The following is a 21938-nucleotide window of genomic DNA, read 5'->3' as shown; positions in this document are numbered from 1 at the left end:
TAAAATCCGCTAACGATCACAAAACCGGGGCCTCAGGCCCGCCCCCATCCCGCCACAATAATCAGCATTCCGCACAGGGCAATCAGCGCGCCGGCCCAGTCGTACGCGCTGAGCTTGACGCCGTCCACCACGCGTAGCCACAGCAGCGCGGTACAGACATAGACACCACCGTAAGCGGCGTAGACGCGGCCGCTCGCGGCCGGATGCAGCGTTAACAGCCAGACAAACAGAGCCAGCGCGACGCTTGCCGGGATGAGAAGCAATACGGATCCCCCCTTCTTCAGCCAGAGCCAGGGCAGGAAGCAGCCGATGATTTCGCATAGCGCGGTGGCAAAAAAAAGCAGCGTCGTTTTGAGCATATTTCACGTCAGGTGAGGATTTATTTAGACATCATACCTGATGATATCCTTTACTTTTCCATACTTGCACCGCGGGTATGCCGTCTTTTCGCTTTGGTGTAGAATCTGTTCGGGGTAACTTGATTATCTGCACCCGTTTAAAAGGAAACGCTATGACCACATTAAGCAAACGCCTTTGTCTGACAGCCCTGCTGGCGCTGTCATCGTTCGCCTTTGCCGCCTCTGCGACAGCGGAAACCAGCAAGCTCATTATTGAGTCTGGTGACAGCGCGCAAAGCCGCCAGAACGCCGCTATGGACAAAGAACAATGGAATGACACCCGCAGCCTTCGCCACAAGGTCAACAAACGTGCTGAGAAAGAGTGGGATAAAGAAGATGTCGCTTTTGACGCGCGCGATAAGTGTCAGCAAAGTGCAAACGTCAACGCCTACTGGGAGCCAAACACCCTGCGCTGCCTGGATCGCCGCACTGGCCGCACGGTAGCCCCGTAATGTCGGCGCCCTGCGACGTTAAGCTTCGCCCGCTGGAGCGTGAAGACCTGCGCTTCGTCCACCAGCTCGACAATAACGCCAGCGTAATGCGCTACTGGTTCGAAGAGCCGTACGAGGCCTTTGTTGAGCTGTCCGATCTCTACGATAAGCACATTCACGATCAGAGTGAACGTCGTTTTGTGGTGGAGTGTGAAGGCGAAAAAGCCGGTCTTGTGGAGCTGGTTGAAATCAACCATGTTCACCGTCGGGCGGAGTTTCAGATCATTATTTCCCCTGAGCATCAGGGAAAAGGCCTTGCCTCACGGGCAGCGAAGCTGGCAATGGATTACGGATTCAACGTTCTGAATCTCTACAAGCTCTATCTGATTGTGGACAAAGAGAACGAGAAAGCGATCCATATCTATCGCAAGCTGGGCTTTATGGTGGAAGGCGAGCTGATTCACGAGTTCTTTATCAATGGTGAATACCGCAATACCATTCGCATGTGCATCTTCCAGCATCAGCACCTGGCCGGACACAAACCGTCAGGCGCCAGCCTGCTGAAACCTACCGCGCAGTAACCTGCGCGGTTTTATTCTCAGTAGTATTCAATCGTGTTTTTGATGGTGTACTTGCGCTCAACAGCAGGTTTGACGCTGTCGTCGGTGATCGTCAGATCGCAGCTCACCGGATTATTGTGTCGATCGTAGTCGCAGCTCTGCTTGACGTTGCCCATCGGCTTGTCATTCAGCATGCTCACTGCCGAGTAATCCATTCTTTTGCGAACATCTTTAGACGGCGTCGACTGGACGGACAGATGCTGATCGCCGGAGACGGTGGTTTTGCCCAGCGGGTAGCCATCCGCATCGTAGCGATACTTCACTTCCATCTCTTTACCGTGCGCCGCCACCACAAAACCGTTGTCGTCGGTATCCCACGTCACCCCGGCTGACGGCAGCTCGGCCAGTTGACATTTCCCCTGCAGCTTCACTTTGCGCTGCTGGGTTTCCGCATCAAGGTAGAAATTGGCATCCAGCACCAGCGCCACGCCGGTGTTGGCCTCAAGGTCATGCAGCTCCAGCGTATCGAAACACCCTTCCGCCGACACGGTGCCGGTGACCCGTTTGGACACTTCGCCCTTCTCATTGAACAGCGTCTGGGTAAAGTCTTTGACCGGGCCGCGCAGAGGATCAAAATCAAATTCGTTCGAAAAACTCGCCATCTCGGGCGTAAACGACAGCGGCGCGGAGTTGTTGTCACACCCTGCGAGAGTGGCTGCCAGAAGCGTTATCGCTGCAAATTTCTTCACATCATTTACCAATAGAATGAAAGGATTGTTGCTCTCATAGTAGCAAATAGAGTGTTGCCGATGGGTAGCATTTTGTAATTTCATGCCTTTACGTTCACTCTGGCTACAACTGATTTTTATACTCCCCCGGATATGCACTTACTGATGTAGAACTGATCCAAATACTGGTAAAATACCTGAAGTTGCTCCAGCCATCAGCCTTAACGGGACGCTCAAAGGATGAGAACTTTTATAATCAATCTTAAACATTCGCTCGAACGTCGTGCAAAAATGGAGGCTCAACTGATAAAGTTGAACATTGCACATGAATTTATTGAAGCAGTAGATGGTCGGGAAATGACTGATGCTGAACGTAAAAATGTCACGCGCGAGGTAAATTATGCTTTCCTCCCAGGTGAAGTGGGTTGCGCGTTAAGCCATCAAGCAATATATAAAAAAATAATAGCCGAGAATATAGAGGCAGCACTGATTCTCGAAGATGACGTCGTGCTAAGTTGCGATCTTCGCGAAATATTAAACAACGTGACGCTTAGCGACACTAAACCTGAGATTCTACTCCTTAGTCGCGTCAATAAATATTATAAGAAGCCGATTAAAAATATATACGGCGCTTATAACATGCATAAGACGCACCAGGCCACGACAGCTCACGCATACGTTATTAATCAAAAAGCTGCCAGTAGGCTCCTTCAAAATCTTTATCCTGTATGGATGGTTTCTGATAAATGGAGCTTATTTGAAGACCTGTCCCTGGCTAAAATACACTCATTAGTGCCTTATCCAGTGCGTCTTTCTGAAGAGGCTAATGCCTCGACAATTAATGAATCAAAAGGTGATGCCCGGTTAGATGCGAAAAAGAAACAAATCTGGAATTCATTGATGCAGGAAAGGCCATTAGCGGCAAAACTTCGCCACCGTTATCGCCGAGCCATTACTCCGCTATTCAATCAAATAATCAATCAAGGCAAAGGGTAAGCTTGCTTTTGTGTTAATACTGGCTGGTCATCAAAGCGCCTCCAGGACTATTCAGAAAGATGATTACAAAAACAAAAGCTTACCTTTGTCCTGCTATGCTTAATCTACACACAGAGAAAAGGAGCGACATGATGAAACGGTTACCCTGGATTACCGCCCTGCTGTTAATGAGTGCCTCAGCGGCCGCCCTGGCGGCACCGGACTCCTGCGAGCGCGTGAAAAGCGACATTCAGCAGAAAATTATCAACAACGGCGTGCCTGAGTCAGGTTTTACGCTGAGCATTGTGCCAAACGACCAGGCCGACCAGCCGGGCACGCAGGTGGTGGGTCACTGCGCCAACGACACCTTTAAAATTTTGTACACGCGTACAGGCAACGGCGCTGCTGAGGCTCAGTAATTTACTCTCAATCCCCTTTGATTTGATGAGGATTAAGATTTAATACTCCCAAATAAGTAACACTCACCCCATCATTAGCCCGGTTATCATTTCGGGAGAAATAATACGCAATTATAATGATGGGGTGAGCCATGTCCGATATTGAACATCACGGCGGAATTAGCCGTCGAACTCTCGTGAAATCTACCGCAATAGGTTCTCTGGCGCTTGCCGCTGGCGGGATCTCGCTTCCTTTTGGTTTAAAAAGCGCCGCCGCGGCGGTGAAGGACGCCGTCCAGCCTGCTGAAGATAAAGTGGTATGGGGCGCCTGCTCGGTCAATTGCGGCAGCCGCTGTGCGCTGCGTCTGCACGTCCGTGACGATGAAGTGTACTGGGTCGAAACGGATAACACCGGTGAGGATATTTATGGCAATCATCAGGTGCGCGCCTGCCTGCGCGGACGTTCAATTCGCCGTCGGATCAATCATCCTGACCGTCTGAACTACCCGATGAAACGCGTGGGCAAACGCGGTGAGGGCAAGTTTGAACGCATCACATGGGATGAAGCGCTTAGCACCATCACCGCCAGCCTGAAAGAGGTGGTCGACAAATACGGTAACGAAGCGGTGTATATTAACTACTCCTCCGGGATTGTCGGCGGCAATATCACCCGCTCCTCGCCTTATGCTTCACTGGTGGCGCGCCTGATGAACTGCTACGGCGGTTTCCTGAGCCACTATGGTACCTACAGCACGGCGCAAATCGCCTGCGCCATGCCTTACACCTACGGCAGCAACGACGGGAACAGCACCTCGGATATTGAAAACACCAGGCTGGTGGTAATGTTCGGCAATAATCCGGCGGAAACGCGCATGAGCGGCGGCGGGATTACGTATTATCTGGAGCAGGCTCGCGAGCGGTCCAACGCGCGAATGATCGTTATCGACCCGCGCTATACCGATACGGCGGCCGGACGCGAAGATGAATGGATCCCGATCCGTCCGGGTACCGATGCCGCACTGGTGGCGGGTATTGCCTGGGTATTAATCGACGAAAACCTGGTCGACCAGCCGTTTCTCGATAAATACTGCGTTGGCTACGACGAAAAAACGCTGCCGGAAGGCGCGCCCGCTAACGGCCACTACAAAGCGTACATTCTCGGCCTGGGTGAGGACCACACGGCAAAAACGCCGGAGTGGGCCTCACGCATTACCGGCATTCCGGCGGATCGTATCGTCAAGCTTGCCCGCGAAATCGGCTCCGCAAAACCGGCCTACATCTGCCAGGGCTGGGGACCGCAGCGCCAGGCAAACGGCGAGCTGACGTCCCGCGCCATCGCCATGCTGCCTATTCTGACTGGAAACGTGGGGATCAACGGCGGCAACAGCGGTGCCCGTGAGTCGACCTACACCATCACCATTGAACGTATGCCCCTGCCGGATAATCCGGTCAAAACGCAAATCTCCTGCTTCAGCTGGACGGACGCCATCGCACGCGGGCCGGAGATGACCGCCCTGCGCGACGGCGTGCGTGGGAAAGATAAGCTGGACGTGCCGATTAAGTTCATCTGGAACTATGCGGGCAACACCCTCATCAACCAGCACTCCGATATCAATAAAACCCACGATATCCTGCAAGATGAGAGCAAGTGCGAAATGATTGTCGTCATCGACAACTTCATGACCTCGTCAGCGAAGTACGCCGATATCGTGCTGCCGGACCTGATGACCGTCGAGCAGGAAGATATCATTCCGAACGATTATGCGGGCAATATGGGCTACCTGATTTTCCTCCAGCCCGTGACCGCGCCGAAGTTCGAACGTAAGCCTGTCTACTGGATTATGAGTGAAGTGGCGAAACGCCTCGGGTCGGATATCCATCAGAAATTCACCGAAGGACGTACGCAGGAACAGTGGCTGCAGTTCCTGTATGCCAAAATGCTCGCAAAAGACCCTAAGCTGCCGTCCTATGACGAGCTGAAAAAAATGGGCATTTATAAGCGCAAAGATCCGAACGGACACTTTGTGGCCTATAAAAAATTCCGCGAGAACCCGGAAGCCAATCCGCTGAAAACGCCATCGGGTAAGATTGAAATTTACTCCAGCAAGCTGGCGGAGATTGCGGCTACCTGGGAGCTGGAAAAAGATGAGACCATTAGCCCTCTGCCCGTCTACGCATCGACCTTTGACGGCTGGGACGCGCCCGAGCGCGCGCAGTTCCCGCTGCAGCTGTTTGGCTTCCACTTCAAAGCTCGTACCCACTCGAGCTACGGTAACGTCGACGTGCTGAAAGCGGCCTGCCGTCAGGAGGTCTGGCTTAATCCTGTTGACGCCGAAAAACGCGGCATTAAGAACGGCGATACGGTGCGCGTCTTTAATCGTCGCGGCGAGGTGAGAATTGAAGCGAAAGTGACGCCGCGCATCATGCCCGGCGTGAGCGCCATGGGCCAGGGTGCCTGGCACGATGCCAATATGAGTGGCGATCGTATCGACCACGGCTCATGCATCAACACGCTGACGACCCATCGACCTTCTCCGCTGGCAAAAGGTAACCCTCAGCACACCAATCTGGTGCAGATTGAGAAGGTATAGAGAGTGAAACGCGAGACCCTGGTTTATTCTATGGTCAGTATTATCGGTTAACACAGTCGCGCGGACGTCCTCCGCGCGAGCAAGGAAGGTTTAATGAAAGACGTCTCACATCGTGAATCGTTCGCGTTCAGCGCCCGGGTGCTGGGCGCGCTGTTTTATTTCGCTCCCGACAGCGAGCAGGCCGCGCCGCTGGTGAAAGTGCTCACCGCGGGCGAATGGGTTCAGGACTGGCCCCTGCCTTCGGAAATGCTGCATCCCGTTGCCGATACGTTTGCCTCCTCTTCCGATGAGCCGCTGACAGACGCCTGGCAAAAGCTGTTTATTGGCCCGTACGCCCTGCCCGCTCCGCCGTGGGGGTCCGTCTGGCTTGACCGCGAATCCGTGCTGTTTGGCGACTCGACCCTCGCGCTGCGCCAGTGGATGCGGGAGAACAATATCGCTTTTGAGATGCAGCAGAACGAGCCGGAAGATCACTTTGGTACGCTGTTGCTGCTGGCGGCGTGGCTGGCCGAGAATGGCCGCGAAGCGCAGTGCGCTCAGCTTCTGGCGTGGCACCTGCTGCCGTGGAGCACCCGCTTCCTGTCAGTGTTTGTCGGGAACGCCGGGCATCCGTTTTATACCGCGCTGGGCAGGCTCGCGCAGCTAACGCTCGCGGACTGGCGAACGGGGCTGCTTATTCCGGTTGCGGAAAAGACGCTGTATCGCTAAGGGGGGTGGCTTGCTCACGGGTGGCGGGCAAGCCTTTAACTTCTTATGCCTATCCACCTGATTCACTTGCACTCTCTTTGCTTTGAATGAACCGAAGTGCCAGATAGAGGTCTGGCGCCAGAATCATGTCATCGTCATTCATCGTTGGCCGACTCTCTTTAAACCAGCGTGTTAATTCCGTTTTCCTGCCCGCAAGGATTAACGTAATCTGTCGACCTTTCAGATCACGCTTTAACTCATTAATGGTTGCCAGAACACTGATATCTGAATAGGTGAAGCAAGCAACGGCATCAATAATCACCCATTTAGGTTGTAATGCTGCGCTATCAACTAAGTTCAATACCCGACGTTTAAAATAAGCCACATTAAAATAGGTCAACGGTGAGTTAAAACGATACATCAGCACGCCCGGGACCATTTTTATATCGGTTGTATTACCTAATGAGTGAATCATTCCATCTTCGTCAGTGCCCAACAAGTGCTCAGAGGGACGAAATACTGTACGAAGGAACTGTAATAGCCCAAGCAACACCGCAAGGCCGATCCCCTGGATAACGCCGATAATCAAAACACAGCCAAACGTGAAGAAGGCCAGGCGAAACGCCTGTTTATTTCTGCGCCTCAGGTTCCATAGCCCACGTAAATCAATTAATGACCACGAGGCATACATTAGAACAATACCTAATGCAGATACCGGAATAAATTGTAATGGCTGAGTGAAAAACACGACTACGATACCGATGAGTAAAGCAGCGACTATAGAAACCAGCTGACTTTTCCCACCCACTGAATCATTAACCGCGGTCCGGGAATCGGCTCCACTGATAGCAAACCCCTGAGATAACCCAGACATAATGTTCGCAATACCCAGCGCTCTGAACTCAGCATCAGCATTAATTTCATAGCCATTTTTCGCGGCGAAACTGCGAGCAGTCAGCATCAGGCTGACAAAACTGACCAAAGCCAGGTTCAGCGCTGGGATCACTAAATCACGCATCGGACCGGGCTGGAATGCCCCCCAGTTAACGACGGGTAAACCAGGCTGGAAGCCATCCCCCCCAATAGTGGCGATACCATACTGTTGCGCAGATGTTCCCCATACCAGTAACGTTGTTATCACAATGGCAATTAAAGGTGCTGGCCACTGACTGCGGTACGTTTTGATAACCATTAATATAATTAACGTTAAAAGTGATATACCTATGGTTAATAAATGGCTGTCCGAAAGACGGCCTGGCAAGGACATTATTTTCTCAATAACCTGCGCTTCATCTAGCTTAATTCCAAAAACCTTGCCTAATTGCCCGACAATAATCGTCACGGCTACGCCATTAAGTAAACCCGTAAGAATGGGATGAGAAAGCAGATCGGCAAGTGCCCCCAGGCGAAACTTACTGGCAAGCAGACACCATCCGCCCATCATCAATGTCATGATAATCGTCAGTTGCCAGTGCAGTTCGGGATTACCTGCTGAAAGAGGAAACACGACGGCCGCAATCACCGCGCAGGTCGTGGCATCAGGGCCAACAATAAGTTGACGTGAAGAACCAAACAGTGCATACGCTATCATCGGTAAAACGCAGGAATACAGCCCCACTATTGCCCCAACACCTGCCAGCTCAGCATACGCAATAGCGACGGGTAGCGCGACAGCCGCAACGGATAACCCAGCTTTAACATCCTGTTTTAGCCAGTTTTTATCGTAGGCTAACAAATTTTGTAACCCTGGCATGTAGTTTAATAAAACTTTTCCGAACACATTATTCTCCGGATATAAATATTACCCACGTCATGTTGGCACACTTCTCAGTGAGGTTCTGGCTTTCAAATGCTCCGGATTGAGGCCGCCTCTTAGTTCCTAATAAGAGTTCAGCCATTTTATTATTCTGACTGATGTTAAACATAGTTCAAAAACTACGGCTTCATCAGCCAGGCAGCCGACGATCTGACAGGTTTGTGGTTCGATATGACAAGTGTCGAGATAAAGTTAGGCCCAAGATTGTCCGCTTAGCGCCAGGAGCGGACGTTGTTAACAATAGTCTGTATTGATTAACGGGGATGCAGGTCAGTCATTCCAGTCTATAATCAGGCCCCCTGAGAGGTAAGTAGACAGCGGCCCCGTTAATATTCTTATCAAGGTTCCCATAAATAATGATTGTCTACGTCTTCAACTCGTTTAAGAAGAAAGCCCAAAGAGCGATAAAATGCGTTTGCTGGACTCTCAACTAAAGCAATCAGCTTTATCGGCTTACTGGTTTCCGCAGCATGAGCCTGAAGGCTTTTAAGCACATATTTACCTATTCCCCTGCCCTGATAGCTGGTTTTGATGTAAAAATGATCCAAATAGAAGTGATCGGTATAGCTTTTTAGTACGTAGAATCCGGCGATTTCATTCTGGATCTCGAGTATGAACGTATCGTTAAATGTGAATGACTTAAGAAATCTTTCACGCGCTCTGACCACATCAAACCTGTTAATCGCTTCGAGGCTAGGCCTCATTGATTCAACGCGAATCTCAGCGAGCATGTTCGCATCGTCAGGACTAGCGGGATGGATCCGCAGACTGGTTGTCAAGAATATATCACGTGTTATATAGGGAGGCTCATTCTTCATCATTTCCACTACGACTTTGTTAAAACTTTCTTTTATGTTTGCAATTTAAAAACTTAACACGATAAATTCTCCCTGTACATATTGTCATAAAAATACCCATCCGAGCGGTATTACCATTCAATGATAGGTATTGGGTATTTCGTTACGAAAATCAGTCCTGTGATTACAGAAAATTGAACGATATCCGGCTTTGGCTTTTGCTTCCTTGAGTAACTCAACACCCTCATGAAAATCGCTGGTCAGGTGGCCAAATTCAGTAAGCCACAAAAGTAGCCATTTTTTGTTGGCATAAAATTTCCACCTTCCGCTCCTCGCTCATAGCGGATCTTCGCCCCGCTCTGCGAGTTAAACGGGTCGATGCGCGCTACCCTTTCGAAGCGATTTCAGTTTCAACATCAGCTTGCAGGTTAAGAAGGTATCTTATCCCTTGGGTATAAAAACTGGTTTCGTGCAGAATTTGATGTATCCTGACAAACTCATGTACTAGTATGAGGGTTCACAGAATGACGTTCACCACTATTGATGATGTCAGAAGTCGGATCGACCAGTTAGACTGCGAACTGGTCAACATCATTGCCCGGCGTGCTGAATGCGTTAAAGCTGCAGCGGCATTCAAGACAGATCACTCAGCCGTTCGGGCTCCTGATCGCGTTCAACAGGTCATCTGTAAGGTTCGCAGGCAGGCAGCTGAGGCTGGGCTTTCAGAAGTGATTATCGAGAAAATCTACCGGACCATGATAAGCGCATTTATCGAGTATGAGCTTGAGCAACATGACCAGCTTCAACATGCTGCGGCGAAGACTGACTGAACCGGTCTGTCTGCAGCGACCGGGTAACGAAAATACAAGCTGTTGTTAATACCCATTCTGGTAGCTGTTAAGAGTACTTTGTTATGACAAAATAGCGCACGCAAACGGTTTCGTTGGTTTTAACCGTTTTCGACACATTATCTATTGCTGTGATGGCATTGTTGTTTAGCATTTTATTCTTGACGTCTCCCTCCCCTGTGGAGACGTTTTTTTCCCCACACTCTCTTCCAGATGCTTGCAAACCCAAACTCTGAGACATCATTGATGTAAACGGGTGAAATGAGCGCCCAACAGACAGATTAGATTTTAATATATTAATTATGCTCAATTAATAAGCTGCAGCTGAGGATAACGTTCTAACCAACGCTTCTCTTCAACGCGCCGCTTGAAGACATCATACTTTTCCCGCACAAAGGCAGGCGTCGGTCTTAAACTCAGTTCAAACAGGTCATTAAGACCATAGGGTGCAATGACCTCAATACGATCGTTAGCGCCCAGTCTGACACCCACAGCCGTCGCAGTTTCGGGCCAGTACAACAGCGCATTTTCTGTTGAGTGATAGGGATTATCACCATTGCGCAGATGCATTCTGGCTTGATTCTTTACAGACCAGTCAAAAGCGGGCAACTGTTGTTTAAGTTTTTGTTCCAGATGACGTTCATCGTCTGGCGTACACCATTCGGGATCGAACCAGACCACATCCACATCGCCAGAAAATGACTTTTTCCAATATGCATGCATATGATCCCATACGGCATCCCTGACAAAACCCGCGCCTATCCAGCAATCACGAAGTTGCAGATCACGAACCGCGTAAAGCACCTGCATTCGTAAAGGATCAACTGACAATATTCTCTGCAATGAATTTAGATAGTCCATCATTATTCCCGTCATCAAACAACACCGCCCCGCTATCTTAACCGGAGCGGCTTATATATGTCGTTAGTGCGCGCTCAAAACCCAGACCGCCGCAACCAACAATCAGAAGCTGTACGTCACCTTCAAACTCCCCGTGGGCGATGTTTTACGCAGCACAATGGGACTATCACCCGCATCCCCCGTCAGCTGCGTCACGCCCGCTGAGGCAAGCACGCTCCAGCGCGAGGTGAGCTTGTGGGTCCAGTCCAGATTCATCGACCAGGCATAAATCCCGGCCCCGGCGTCATGTCGGGCAAATCCCGATGCGCTCGACTGAGCGGCACTGACCCCGTAGTAGGTCTGCATATACTTGTCGGATCCCCAACTGCCGGTCAGCGCCAGCGTTACCTCATTTTTTGGTGAGGTATAGAACGGGCTGGAAATGCCGAAATGCACGGCTTCACCGTTGTCTCTTTCAGAAACCGGTACCTCTGCCTGGAGCTGCAGATGAAGCCAGTCGGTCACCTTGTACTCCAGCCCAGGCACAACGATTGCCGAGCCTTTTATCTCGCCCATCCCGCGCAGCTCGTCGCTGCCGGAGCTGATCGAATCGCTGCTCACGTCTTTATCTTTCCGGCCAACTCGATAGCTCAGCGCGGCGCTGTAATCCAGGTTGCCGATGTTGTTGCCGTAACCGATCCCTCGCGTGGTGCCGATAAAAAAGCCGTTTGCCATGGCGTAATCCACCACCTGAGCCGCGCTGACGCGGGTTTTATCTGAACCCGAGTAGCGTGGCGCGACGTCCACGCCGCCCCCCAGGGTTATGACATTTTCTGCCGCCAGTACGGGCGTGGCCAGTAACGCCAGAACGACGCCCGGCACGATGTTTTTCAGGCTGCGGCCCGAGAGTAAATGGGGGAACGTATGACGCAGTTCGATGTTTCTCATTACAGAAGCCCTTTGGATTCAAATGATGACGATGCATGCGGTTAACCGCCAGAACGCCCATTTTGAATACTGACCCTAAGGTTCTGATGAGCCGAATATGAAGAAACACTGAAGCGCGAGCAGGTGCTGTAAACCGGACAGGTTTCCTGATACCGTTTTTTTCTTAAGATGTTCTTCATTCACGGTTGATACAGTTACCAGTGTGAAAATTCTACTAATCGAAGACGACCTTGATCTCGGCAATGGCGTACGTATTGCCCTGTCAGATCAAGGTTTTGACGTCATATGGGTTCGCCGTAAAGAGGATGCGCTGCATCAGCTGGACGTCTGCGTGCCGGAACTTATTTTGCTCGACCTGGGGCTGCCCGATGGCGATGGCATGAGCCTGATGACGCGTTTGCGTCAGCAGCTCAAGGGGATCCCGGTCATCATCCTGACGGCGCGAGGCACGCTGCAGGATCGGCTTTGGGGGCTGGATGCGGGTGCAGACGACTATCTCGTCAAACCTTTTATTCTCGCCGAGCTGCTGGCGCGAGTAAGAGCTCTGGCGCGGCGCAGCTACGGTTTCGAGAATGAGGCGATAGAGATTCGAGGCTTATCTCTTCATGTCCCGACGCGTCGTGTGACGGTGAGCGCGCGCCACATAGACCTGACGGCGAGTGAATATGCGCTGCTTGAAACGCTGATGCTGCGCGCAGACCGCGTGATTACGCGACGTTTTCTGGAAGAACGGATCTTCGGCAACAAAGAGAACCTCAGTAATGCGCTCGACGTGCATATGGGTAATTTGCGGCGAAAGATCGGCGACGGCTATGTGCGAACGGTGCGGGGCGTCGGGTATGTCGTTGACACCGTCTCAATTCAGAAGGTGACCGGTTAATGCAAAACGTCTGGTACCACCTGAGACGCCCAACGCTGGTACGGCGAATTATCATCGCCCAGCTGTTGCTGCTTACCCTGCTTTGGTGTCTGTTTTTAACCTTCATTTTGTGGGAGGACCTGCGCAGTCCTCCCATCCTTACGGGCAGTCATACCTACGACACCCTTTTTACCCTGGTCGAGCGGATGGACGAACATCCGCAGGATCGCACCGCCGTGCTGGAAGCCTTCAGCAAGGCGCTGCGTGAGGGCTATGGCGGCGGCGAAGATCCCGCGCTGTCAATCAACTTCATCGTGCGCAAAAATAATGCGATTATTTTTTCATCGCCTGGTGCACCAACGGGGGTAACCAACACCCGGTTTGGGGAAATGCAGCGTGTTCAAAGCGACGGTCTTACCTGGACCAGCCGAACCCTTAAATCCGCGCATTCCGACGTGGAGGTCACCCTTTTCACCCCAGCCGGGGGCTGGAACTTCTTTATCTACCTGAACTCACGCGGCTACTACATCATGCCGCTGCTGGTCTGCTTCCCTTTTCTGCTGTTTCCCGCGTGGCTGTCAATCCGCATTGCGATGCGCCCCTGGAACAAGGTGGTCAATGAAATTACGCTGCGCACGCCTGACGATCTCTCTCCCTTAAAAGCCGTTCCCAGGCACAGGGAGCTTCGCCAGATGGTGGACGCGATCAACGACTTCCTTGCCCGGGTGCGTGAAAGCGCGGAAAGGGAACGGGTTTTCATTGCGGATGCCGCGCACGAGCTGCGTACCCCCCTCGCGGCGATGCGCATCAACGTGGAAGCGCTGCAGTCCTGGGTCATCAGCGAGAGTCAGCAGGAGCTGCTTGCGGGGGTGATTCGCAGCAACAGCCGGGCTGCGCGCCTCGTTAATCAGCTGCTGCTGATGATGCACAGTGAAGCGCGCATTGATACGGACCTGGAGCCCGTGCCCCTGACGACGCTCATTCAGGAGCGAATGGCCGAGCTGGAACCGCTGGCGTCTGCGCGCAGGATTGAGCTGGAATTCTTCGCCGAGGATGAAATCTGGATCTCAGGCGTCAGGGAACGCCTGGTGTCACTCATTGATAATCTCATTGAGAACGCCGTGAAGTACAGTCCCGAGGGCGGGCGGATTCAGGTCGATGTCCACACAGCAGATGGCTTCGCACGGCTTCGCGTGTCCGATGCGGGGCCCGGTATTCCTGTTGAACTGCGGGAACGCGTGTTCGACCGGTTTTTCCGCGATCCCAATCAGGTACAAAGCGGGAGCGGGCTGGGGCTTGCCATCGTCAAAGCGGTGGCGCAGCAACACAACAGCAGCGTAAACCTGAGCAGTTCCGCAGAAGGTGGCCTGATGGTGACGGTTGACTTCCCGAACCGCACGTTTAGCTAAATCAGAACAGGGGGTTTGATCGCAAATGCCGCAGATTGCTTCAAAATAATTACCGTATTTGTTATATTGTTGTTTATTGCTTATTCACCTCTGCGGTGCCAAAAAGAACAAGATTCACCGCAACCCAGGATACAAAAATGTTAGATTACCGCTTCCCGACAGCTTTGCAGATGGTTCTCAGCGTAGCGATGGCGGAGCAATTGGGTGAACGTTCGACGAGTGCGATTCTGGCCTACGGTCTGGAAGCGAACCCGAGCTTCATCCGCAAATTGATGGTTCCGCTTACGCGTGACGGCATTATCGTCTCAACGCTTGGCCGTAACGGCTCAATTCATCTTGGTCGTCCACCGGAAGAGATCTCCCTGCGCGACATCTACCTTTCGGTCATCGAAGATAAAAAGCTGTGGGCGTCGCGCCCTGACGTACCGGCCCGCTGCGTGGTCAGCGCTAACGCCTGCTGGTACTTCAAGTCTATCTCCGAAGAAGCGGAGCAAGCGTCGTTAGCGGTACTGGCTCGCCATACCGTGGCAAGCGCCCTGGAAGCGGTTAAGAACGCCGACAGCAGCGGATGGGATCCGCTCCCCGACCTTATTGCCCAGTATCAAAAAACGTCGTAACGTTTTACCTGATGCGAAAAAAAACCGCCTTCATAATGAAGGCGGTTTTTTATTATCTGCAGCGTTCCTACGCAGGCAGAACGTCCCTTTCCTCTTTTTTCCCGCGCGTCACAAACTTACGCAGCGTCACGTAAAACACCGGCGTCAGGAACAGACCAAACAGCGTCACGCCCAGCATCCCGGAGAAGACCGTGATCCCGGTAACGCCACGCACTTCTGCGCCCGCGCCGTGGCCGAGGATCAGCGGAATGGTCCCGGCAATAAAGGCGATGGAGGTCATCACAATCGGGCGTAAACGCAGACGGCACGCCTCCAGCGCGGCTTCCATGATGCCTTTGCCCTGAATTTCCAGCTCGCGGGCAAACTCCACGATAAGAATCGCGTTTTTACAGGCCAGCCCCATCAGAACCACCAGCCCTACCTGTACGAACACGTTGTTATCGCCACCGGTCAGCCAGACGCCAAACAGCGCGGAGAGCATGGTCATCGGCACAATAAGGATCACCGCCAGCGGCAGCGTCCAGCTTTCATACAGCGCCGCCAGTACCAGGAACGCCAGCAACACCGCGACCGGGAAGACGATCAGCGCCGTATTGCCCTGGGTGGCCTGCTGGAAGCTCAGATCCGTCCATTCAATGTTCATCCCGTTCGGCAGGATCTGCTTAGACATCGCGTCCAGCTGCGTCATCGCCTGCGCAGACGAAAGCACGCGCGGGTCGGCATCGCCAATCAGATCCGCCGCCGGGTAGCCGTTGTAGCGAATCACCGGATCCGGCCCGTAGGTGGTCGTGATTTTCACCATGCTGCCAATCGGCACCATTTCGCCCTGGCTATTACGGGTGCGCAGATTCGCAATGTCTTCCACGCTGTCGCGGAACTGTCCGTCGGCCTGCGCCATCACGCGCCATGTACGCCCGAACTGGTTGAAGTCGTTCACGTACGACGAGCCCAGATAGGTTTGCAGCGTACCGAAAAGATCGGTCAGCAATACGCCCTGCGCTTTCGCCTTATCACGGTCGACCTGCACGTCCAGCTGCGGAACGTTAGCCTGGTAGGTTGAGATCGGGAAGTGCATTCCCGGCGTCTGCATAATCGCACCGGACATGGTGTTTACCGCATTTTGCAGCGCGCCATAGCCCAGACCGCCGCGATCCTGGATGTACAGGGAATAGCCCGACCCCTGACCCAGCCCTAAAATCGGCGGCGGCAGAATGGAGAAGCCAAAGCCTTCCTGAATTTGCGCGATTTTCGCGTTGATCTCCGCGTTAATTTCCGCCGCAGTATGTTTACGCTGGTCGAACGGCTTCAGGCCGAAGAACACCGTCCCGGTATTCGGCGTGTTGGTGAACTGCAGCGCATTCAGCCCCGGGAACGCGACCGCGTAGTCCACGCCTTCAGTATTCATCCCAATTTCGCTCATTTTGCGGATCACCGCATCGGTGCGCGCCAGCGACGAACCTTCCGGCATTTTCACGCCGCCAATCAGATACAGCTTGTCCTGCGTCGGAATAAACCCGCCGGGTACCGCTTTAAACATCACGCCAGCGGCACAGAGCAGCAGCAGATACACCACAAATACCGAGCCGCGTCGTCCCAGCGTTTTGCCCACCAGCCCCTGATAGCCGTTCGAGCTGCGATGGAAAAAGCGGTTAAACGGACGGAAAATCCAGCCGAACAGACGATCGATAAGCCGGGTCGGGAAGTCTTTCGGCGCGCCGTGCGGTTTTAACAGCAGTGCCGCCAGCGCCGGAGAGAGCGTCAGCGAGTTAATGGCGGAGATGACCGTGGAAATCGCGATCGTCACCGCAAACTGCTTGTAGAACTGCCCGGTAACGCCTGAGAGAAACGCCATCGGCACAAACACCGCGCACAGCACCAGCGCAATCGCGATAATCGGCCCGGACACTTCGCGCATCGCCTGATGCGCTGCCGCAAGCGGAGCAAGCCCCTCTTCGATATTTCGCTCGACGTTTTCCACCACCACGATGGCGTCGTCCACCACGATACCGATGGCCAGCACCAGCCCGAACAAGCTCAGGGTATTCAACGAGAAGCCCAGCAGGTAGAGAATGCTGAAGGTACCCACCACCGACACCGGCACTGCGATCAGCGGAATGATCGACGCGCGCCAGGTTTGCAGGAACAGGATCACCACCAGCACCACCAGCACCACCGCTTCCAGCAGCGTTTGGACAACTGCGCGGATGGAGTCGCGCACGAAAACGGTCGGATCGTAAGGTGCCGCCCACTTCATGTCCGCCGGGAAGCGCGTGGACAGTTCGTCCATTTTCGCGCGCACCGCGTTAGACAAATCGATGGCGTTCGCCCCCGGAGACTGGAAGATACCAATCCCGACAGCGTCTTTATTGTTCAACTGGGAACGCAGCGCATAGCTGCCGGACCCCATTTCGATACGCGCCACGTCGCGCAGGCGAACGACCGTACCGTCCTGCGTCGTTTTCAGGACAATATTGCCGAACTCTTCTTCGGTATGCAGTCGCCCCTGGGCGTTAATGGAGATCAGGAAATCGCTCTCTTTCGGCAGCGGCTCAGCGCCAAGCTGTCCGGCGGACACCTGTACGTTCTGCTCCTGCATCGCCGTGACCACATCCGAAGCGGTCAGCCCGCGGGCCGCCACCTTGTTGGGATCCAGCCAGACGCGCATTGCGTATTCACCCGAGCCGAAAATCTGGATCTGGCCGACGCCGGGCAGGCGCGCCAGCTCGTCCTTCACCTTCAGCGTGGCGTAGTTACGCATATACAGGGAGTCGTACTTGCCGTTAGGCGAAAACAGATGCACCACCAGCGTCAGCGTCGGGGACTGTTTCTGGGTGGTAATGCCCAGGCGGCGCACGTCTTCCGGCAGACGCGCTTCGGCTTGCGCGACGCGGTTTTGCACCTGAACCTGCGCCTGATCCGGATCGGTCCCCGGACGGAAGGTAACGGTGGTCACCAGCACGCCATCGGAACCCGCGACGGACTTCATGTACATCATGTTCTCAACGCCGTTGATCGCCTCTTCCAGCGGCGTCGCCACGGTCTCAGCAATCACCTTCGGGTTGGCGCCCGGGTACTCCGCGCGCACCTGCACGCTTGGCGGCACGACGTCAGGGTATTCGCTCACCGGCAGCAGCGGGATGGCGATTAACCCTGTGATAAAAATCAGAATCGACAGCACCGCGGCAAAAATCGGCCTGTCGATGAAAAAACGGGAAAAGTCCATGGGTTGGATTCTCAGGTCAAGGGATCAGTTGAGGGCGCTGGTGGCGGTCATGGCAACGGTTTTGGCGTTAACCGGCATACCCGGCATAAACACTTTTTGTAAACCCTCGACGATGACTTTATCGCCAGGGTTCAGCCCCTGCCGCACGATGCGTAAACCGTCTGCCAGACGGCCCGGCGTGATGTCACGACGCTGCGCTTTCCCCTCTTTATCCACGATATAAACGTATTTACGATCCTGATCGGTCAGCACCGCTTTGTCGTCGATAAGCGTGGCTTTGAACTCCGCGCTGCCCGGCAGGCGCACGCGGGCAAAAAGTCCCGGCGTAAACTGACGCTGCGCGTTATCCAGCAGCGCACGCATACGGATGGTGCCGGTACCTGGCGACAACTGGTTATCCAGGAAATCCACTTTGCCCTGATGGGGGTAGCCCTCCTCGCCCGTCAGGCCAATCTCAACCGGCAGCGCCGTATGATTGCTGGACGCCCCTTGCCCGCTGCGGGCCAGATTTTGGTAGTGAAGGTAGGTTGACTCGTCCACGTCAAAGTAAACGTAAACCGTTTTCTGCGAGACCAGCGTGGTGAGGACGCTGGCGGTGTCGCCCGCAGTCACCAGGTTCCCGCTGGTGATCAGCGCCCGGCTGGCGCGACCGTCGATAGGCGCGGTGACTTTGGTGAAGTCCAGGTTGAGCTGCGCGGCGTCCACTGCCGCCTGCGCGGCGCGAATATCGGCCTGCGCCTGAGTGGCGGCCGAACGACGCTGCTCCCACTCTTCACGGGAGACAACGTTGGTATTGACCAGCTTATCGGTACGGTTAGCCTCACTTTGCGCCAGGCTGGCCTGCGTTTTGGCTCTCGCCAGGTTCGCCTGTGCCTGCTCCAGCGCCGCGCGATAGGTTCGGTCATCGATTGTGAACAGCACCTCGCCCTTCTTCACTTCCTGGCCGTCGGTATAATTCACTTTATCAATGTAGCCGGAAACGCGCGGACGTAGCTGAACGCTCTCTACCGCTTCAATCCGGCCATTAAAGCTATCCCACTGGCTAATGGATTTCACCACCACGTCAGCAGCGCTGACGGCGGGCGCAGGCGGCGCGGCATTTTGCGCGACGCTGTTATCGCATCCGACGAGCAGCACGGAGAGCAACATTACCCCCAGCGCGTTCAGATGAAAGTTACCCCAGGTTTTTTGCTGGCTCATTATTTTTTTCCGGTAATTGTCGCCGCCGGGCAAGACGCAGCAGGAGGCACCGCGCCACTTCCTTTGTCCGGTGGCTGTCTTAAGGCCATTTGTGTCGTTCATCGCCACAAAACTGTAACAGTTGCGAATACACTATCGCGGCGATTGTAGGAAGGCGCTTAACTAAGTGCAAGAATAATTGTTGCACTTTATGTGCTATTTGAGCGAATGTGAAAAGACCTGTTTCGCTCAGGGATTTAAATGCAACAATAAAACTTGCAATTAATACAAAAACGCGCCACCTTTTAATGCAACAGACAAAGATACTTTTAGACAGGCAGCGTGGGGGTAACCAGATGAACACTGGCGCATTTATGCATGATTTACTCGACTGGATCGACAACAACCTGGATAGCCGTCTGGACATTGAGTCCGTCGCCAGACGATCCGGCTACTCAAAATGGCATCTCCAGCGCCTGTTCAAAGAGCATACGGGCTATCCCCTCGCCGGGTATATTCGCGCGCAGAAGCTGCAAAAATCGGTTGAGCGCTTAACCCGCAGCGATGAACCGATTCTGAACGTGGCGATCGCGCTGGGCTTTGACTCCCAGCAGTCCTTCAACCGCAGCTTTAAGCGTCAGTATGGTCAGGCGCCTGGGGCATGGCGGCGGAGCATGGCTGGCCCGGAAACGCAGCAGCTACGCTAGCAATGAAATTGTCACGGATGACATCCTCCCTGCCTGCGTCCCAGGCGATGCCCACCTTCCAGCTGATTGACTCCCCCGCTAGCGGAATAATTGCCAGCTCCGGCGGCGCGATATGCGTCACGCTGGTGGGCAGAATGGCCACACCGATACCCGCAACCACCATCGCGACGATAGTTTGGATATCGTCAGTCAGCTGAGTCGATGAGATGAAAAGGCCGTTGTCATGCAGGAAGCGGTCAATCTGCGCGTTTAAACCCCGCCCTCGCTCATCATACAGCCGTAACAGAGGGCGTTTCGTGAGCCACTCTGCGACAGACAGTGTCGGCGACGCGGCGGGCGCAACCAGAACCAGCCGGTCGGTAAATAACGGCAGGTATTCAAGCGCCACGGGGGGAGGAACCCTGACAAAACCGACCTGTAGCTCATCATTTTGCAATCGCTCGTACTGCTGGAAGGAAGGCAGATCCGTCAATGACATCTCTACTTCCGGATAGTCTCGACGAAAGTCAGCGATACAGCGTGGCGCCAGATAAAAGCTTGAAAGTCCGAACCCGACGGCGATATGCCCCTCCACGCCTTTTGATACCCGCTCAGCATGCTGCATAAATTGCCGGGTCTGCCTGACCACTTTCTCAGCCTCTGGCAGCAAACGCCTGCCGCTCGCCGTCAGTATTGCGCCATGACGACCTCGTGAAAAAAGAGACATATTCACCAGGGATTCGAGGAGATTAATCTGTTTGGTCAATGCCGGCTGTGAGATAAACAGCGCCCGCGCCGCATCGGCATAATTTCCTTTTTCAGCCAGTATCAAAAAGGCCTTTAGCAACCGGGTGTTCATTTTTGCATTCCAGATGGTTATCGAATTCGGAAATGATTTGATTATACAGTTATCGGCAATCGTTATGTAATTCAGTCTCGATGACAACCGGAGACGCATCATGAACGAACTGACATCCTTAAAGGCGGCAACCGTACAGTTTCAGCATCAGGCCAGTAACAAAAAATACAATCTTCTGATAATGGAGAAATTTATTGAACAGGCGGCGCTTGAGCAGGTGAACATTCTCACTTTCCCTGAAATGTGCATCACCGGCTACTGGCATGTCCCAAAGCTCACCGCAGCGGAGGTGTCTGCGCTGGCAGAGCCGGTTGCTGACAGCCCTTCCCTGACGTTAATACGCTCCCTGGCGATAAAACATCAAATGCTGATTGGCGCCGGTCTTATTGAACGCGCCGAAGATGGTCGCCTCTACAATGCGTATGTTGCCTGTATGCCGGACGGCTCAATGCATACGCATCGTAAACTCCATGCTTTTGAACATCCGGCCATCAGCAGCGGGGACAGCTTTACCGTTTTTGATACGCCATGGGGCGTGAAGGTCGGTATCCTGATTTGCTGGGACAATAATCTGGTCGAAAATGTGCGCGCGACGGCGCTGCTGGGTGCCGATATTCTTCTCGCGCCGCACCAGACAGGCGGTACCGATTCCCGCAGCCCTCACGGGATGAAGCCTATTCCGCTGGCACTCTGGGAGGAGCGGGAAACGCGCAAGGAAGAAATTACCGCGGCATTCAAAGGGCCAGGCGGTCGGGAATGGCTCATGCGCTGGCTGCCTGCCCGCGCGCATGACAACGGGTTATTTCTTCTTTTCAGCAACGGTGTCGGTGCCGATGACGACGAAGTGCGTACAGGCAATGCCATGATCCTCGACCCCTATGGCAGGATCGTGAACGAAACCTGGGCGGCTGAAGATGCGATGGTGAGCGCTGAACTCGATTTACGCCTGCTTGCTATGAGCACCGGACGCCGCTGGATGCACGGTCGTCGTCCTGATTTATACCAGATACTGACGCAGCCGCAGGGCTATGAACGTGATGCGATCAGCGCGCGATTTTCGAATGAGCCGCCTGTCCGCTAAAATGTGAG

Annotated in this window: 21 protein-coding genes; 12 read left to right on the top strand and 9 right to left on the bottom strand. The window is 53.7% G+C overall.

What is annotated here, in order from left to right:
• Window positions 1-32: 32 nt before the first annotated feature.
• Complete coding sequence (locus tag V1566_RS13695) at window positions 33-359, bottom strand: YnfA family protein (protein ID WP_021241222.1); 327 nt, start codon at window positions 357-359, stop codon at window positions 33-35.
• A gap of 152 nt (window positions 360-511) precedes the next feature.
• Between V1566_RS13695 and V1566_RS13690 the strand changes: the two genes are divergently transcribed.
• Together V1566_RS13690 and speG are read left to right on the top strand one after the other, a co-directional pair.
• Window positions 512-850, top strand: a complete 339-nt coding sequence (locus tag V1566_RS13690) for a DUF1283 family protein (RefSeq protein ID WP_023311550.1) — start codon at window positions 512-514, stop codon at window positions 848-850.
• Window positions 850-1410, top strand: a complete 561-nt coding sequence (gene speG / locus V1566_RS13685; protein ID WP_023311549.1) for a spermidine N1-acetyltransferase — start codon at window positions 850-852, stop codon at window positions 1408-1410. Before V1566_RS13690 ends, speG begins: the two co-directional genes overlap by 1 nt.
• Window positions 1411-1427: 17 nt before the next feature.
• Here the strand turns inward: speG and V1566_RS13680 are convergent, their stop codons facing one another.
• On the bottom strand, window positions 1428-2138 hold the full coding sequence (locus V1566_RS13680) for a YnfC family lipoprotein (protein WP_395303635.1): 711 nt from the start codon (window positions 2136-2138) through the stop codon (window positions 1428-1430).
• Between the two features lie 219 nt (window positions 2139-2357).
• Here V1566_RS13680 and V1566_RS13675 point away from each other — a divergent pair, with 219 nt between their 5' ends.
• The 4 genes from V1566_RS13675 to dmsD all read left to right on the top strand — a co-directional run bounded on the left by V1566_RS13675 (window position 2358) and on the right by dmsD (window position 6789).
• Complete coding sequence (locus tag V1566_RS13675) at window positions 2358-3113, top strand: glycosyltransferase family 25 protein (RefSeq protein WP_395303634.1); 756 nt, start codon at window positions 2358-2360, stop codon at window positions 3111-3113.
• 131 nt (window positions 3114-3244) lie between these two features.
• Window positions 3245-3511: a DUF1161 domain-containing protein gene (locus V1566_RS13670; RefSeq protein WP_395305991.1), complete on the top strand. Its 267-nt coding sequence runs from the start codon at window positions 3245-3247 to the stop codon at window positions 3509-3511.
• Between the two features lie 131 nt (window positions 3512-3642).
• Window positions 3643-6081, top strand: coding sequence for a selenate/tellurate reductase subunit YnfE (gene ynfE, locus V1566_RS13665; RefSeq protein ID WP_395303633.1), 2439 nt, complete (start codon window positions 3643-3645; stop codon window positions 6079-6081).
• 93 nt (window positions 6082-6174) lie between these two features.
• Entirely contained in the window at window positions 6175-6789 is a 615-nt protein-coding gene (gene dmsD, locus V1566_RS13660; RefSeq protein WP_395303632.1) for a Tat proofreading chaperone DmsD, read from the top strand.
• A gap of 49 nt (window positions 6790-6838) precedes the next feature.
• On the opposite strand, the gene V1566_RS13655 is transcribed toward dmsD, so the two are convergent.
• A complete protein-coding gene (locus V1566_RS13655) occupies window positions 6839-8548 on the bottom strand; it encodes a SulP family inorganic anion transporter (RefSeq protein ID WP_395303631.1) in 1710 nt (569 codons plus the stop codon).
• Between the two features lie 374 nt (window positions 8549-8922).
• Window positions 8923-9315, bottom strand: coding sequence for a GNAT family N-acetyltransferase (locus V1566_RS13650; RefSeq protein ID WP_395303630.1), 393 nt, complete (start codon window positions 9313-9315; stop codon window positions 8923-8925).
• 590 nt (window positions 9316-9905) lie between these two features.
• Between V1566_RS13650 and V1566_RS13645 the strand changes: the two genes are divergently transcribed.
• Window positions 9906-10211, top strand: a complete 306-nt coding sequence (locus V1566_RS13645) for a chorismate mutase (protein ID WP_134350116.1) — start codon at window positions 9906-9908, stop codon at window positions 10209-10211.
• 324 nt (window positions 10212-10535) lie between these two features.
• Here V1566_RS13645 and V1566_RS13640 read toward each other — a convergent pair whose 3' ends face one another.
• Window positions 10536-11090 carry a nucleotidyltransferase family protein gene (locus V1566_RS13640; RefSeq protein ID WP_395305990.1) on the bottom strand — a complete coding sequence of 185 codons (555 nt, stop codon included), beginning with the start codon at window positions 11088-11090 and terminating at the stop codon, window positions 10536-10538.
• 102 nt (window positions 11091-11192) lie between these two features.
• Window positions 11193-12017, bottom strand: coding sequence for a MipA/OmpV family protein (locus tag V1566_RS13635; RefSeq protein WP_395303629.1), 825 nt, complete (start codon window positions 12015-12017; stop codon window positions 11193-11195).
• Between the two features lie 202 nt (window positions 12018-12219).
• Between V1566_RS13635 and V1566_RS13630 the strand changes: the two genes are divergently transcribed.
• From V1566_RS13630 to V1566_RS13620, 3 genes are all read left to right on the top strand, one after another.
• Window positions 12220-12897, top strand: a complete 678-nt coding sequence (locus V1566_RS13630; protein ID WP_395303628.1) for a response regulator — start codon at window positions 12220-12222, stop codon at window positions 12895-12897.
• Window positions 12897-14285 carry a sensor histidine kinase gene (locus tag V1566_RS13625; protein WP_395303627.1) on the top strand — a complete coding sequence of 463 codons (1389 nt, stop codon included), beginning with the start codon at window positions 12897-12899 and terminating at the stop codon, window positions 14283-14285. Before V1566_RS13630 ends, V1566_RS13625 begins: the two co-directional genes overlap by 1 nt.
• A gap of 137 nt (window positions 14286-14422) precedes the next feature.
• Complete coding sequence (locus V1566_RS13620) at window positions 14423-14902, top strand: Rrf2 family transcriptional regulator (protein ID WP_024909112.1); 480 nt, start codon at window positions 14423-14425, stop codon at window positions 14900-14902.
• 67 nt (window positions 14903-14969) lie between these two features.
• Here the strand turns inward: V1566_RS13620 and oqxB are convergent, their stop codons facing one another.
• Complete coding sequence (oqxB, locus tag V1566_RS13615; protein WP_023311530.1) at window positions 14970-18125, bottom strand: multidrug efflux RND transporter permease subunit OqxB; 3156 nt, start codon at window positions 18123-18125, stop codon at window positions 14970-14972.
• A gap of 24 nt (window positions 18126-18149) precedes the next feature.
• The gene (locus V1566_RS13610) at window positions 18150-19325 is read right to left on the bottom strand and encodes an efflux RND transporter periplasmic adaptor subunit (protein WP_395303626.1); all 1176 of its coding nucleotides are present in this window, start codon (window positions 19323-19325) and stop codon (window positions 18150-18152) included.
• A gap of 335 nt (window positions 19326-19660) precedes the next feature.
• On the opposite strand from V1566_RS13610, the gene V1566_RS13605 reads away from it, so the two are divergent.
• Window positions 19661-20011, top strand: a complete 351-nt coding sequence (locus V1566_RS13605) for a helix-turn-helix domain-containing protein (protein ID WP_029739383.1) — start codon at window positions 19661-19663, stop codon at window positions 20009-20011.
• Here the strand turns inward: V1566_RS13605 and V1566_RS13600 are convergent.
• Window positions 19935-20849 (bottom strand): LysR family transcriptional regulator, encoded by a 915-nt coding sequence (locus V1566_RS13600; protein ID WP_395303625.1) that lies wholly within the window; start codon window positions 20847-20849, stop codon window positions 19935-19937. The two genes, V1566_RS13605 and V1566_RS13600, sit on opposite strands and share 77 nt — an antisense overlap.
• A 100-nt stretch (window positions 20850-20949) precedes the next feature.
• Here V1566_RS13600 and V1566_RS13595 point away from each other — a divergent pair, with 100 nt between their 5' ends.
• Entirely contained in the window at window positions 20950-21930 is a 981-nt protein-coding gene (locus V1566_RS13595) for a nitrilase family protein (protein WP_395303624.1), read from the top strand.
• Window positions 21931-21938: the final 8 nt, after the last annotated feature.

It is taken from the genome of Enterobacter sp. ECC-019 (genome assembly GCF_043974075.1).
Lineage (GTDB): Bacteria > Pseudomonadota > Gammaproteobacteria > Enterobacterales > Enterobacteriaceae > Enterobacter > Enterobacter asburiae_D.
The sequence above is the reverse complement of the archived record's forward strand: the minus strand, read 5'-3'. Positions and strand labels throughout refer to the sequence as shown.

Excerpts from the sequence above, each read along its gene's own strand:
- V1566_RS13695 (WP_021241222.1), bottom strand. The coding sequence starts at position 359 with ATGCTCAAAACGACGCTGCTTTTTTTTGCCACCGCGCTATGCGAAATC.
- V1566_RS13690 (WP_023311550.1), top strand. The coding sequence starts at position 512 with ATGACCACATTAAGCAAACGCCTTTGTCTGACAGCCCTGCTGGCGCTG.
- speG (WP_023311549.1), top strand. The coding sequence starts at position 850 with ATGTCGGCGCCCTGCGACGTTAAGCTTCGCCCGCTGGAGCGTGAAGAC.
- V1566_RS13675 (WP_395303634.1), top strand. The coding sequence starts at position 2,358 with ATGAGAACTTTTATAATCAATCTTAAACATTCGCTCGAACGTCGTGCA.
- V1566_RS13670 (WP_395305991.1), top strand. The coding sequence starts at position 3,245 with ATGAAACGGTTACCCTGGATTACCGCCCTGCTGTTAATGAGTGCCTCA.
- ynfE (WP_395303633.1), top strand. The coding sequence starts at position 3,643 with ATGTCCGATATTGAACATCACGGCGGAATTAGCCGTCGAACTCTCGTG.
- dmsD (WP_395303632.1), top strand. The coding sequence starts at position 6,175 with ATGAAAGACGTCTCACATCGTGAATCGTTCGCGTTCAGCGCCCGGGTG.
- V1566_RS13650 (WP_395303630.1), bottom strand. The coding sequence starts at position 9,315 with ATGCTCGCTGAGATTCGCGTTGAATCAATGAGGCCTAGCCTCGAAGCG.
- V1566_RS13645 (WP_134350116.1), top strand. The coding sequence starts at position 9,906 with ATGACGTTCACCACTATTGATGATGTCAGAAGTCGGATCGACCAGTTA.
- V1566_RS13640 (WP_395305990.1), bottom strand. The coding sequence starts at position 11,090 with ATGGACTATCTAAATTCATTGCAGAGAATATTGTCAGTTGATCCTTTA.
- V1566_RS13635 (WP_395303629.1), bottom strand. The coding sequence starts at position 12,017 with ATGAGAAACATCGAACTGCGTCATACGTTCCCCCATTTACTCTCGGGC.
- V1566_RS13625 (WP_395303627.1), top strand. The coding sequence starts at position 12,897 with ATGCAAAACGTCTGGTACCACCTGAGACGCCCAACGCTGGTACGGCGA.
- V1566_RS13620 (WP_024909112.1), top strand. The coding sequence starts at position 14,423 with ATGTTAGATTACCGCTTCCCGACAGCTTTGCAGATGGTTCTCAGCGTA.
- oqxB (WP_023311530.1), bottom strand. The coding sequence starts at position 18,125 with ATGGACTTTTCCCGTTTTTTCATCGACAGGCCGATTTTTGCCGCGGTG.
- V1566_RS13610 (WP_395303626.1), bottom strand. The coding sequence starts at position 19,325 with ATGAGCCAGCAAAAAACCTGGGGTAACTTTCATCTGAACGCGCTGGGG.
- V1566_RS13605 (WP_029739383.1), top strand. The coding sequence starts at position 19,661 with ATGAACACTGGCGCATTTATGCATGATTTACTCGACTGGATCGACAAC.
- V1566_RS13600 (WP_395303625.1), bottom strand. The coding sequence starts at position 20,849 with ATGAACACCCGGTTGCTAAAGGCCTTTTTGATACTGGCTGAAAAAGGA.
- V1566_RS13595 (WP_395303624.1), top strand. The coding sequence starts at position 20,950 with ATGAACGAACTGACATCCTTAAAGGCGGCAACCGTACAGTTTCAGCAT.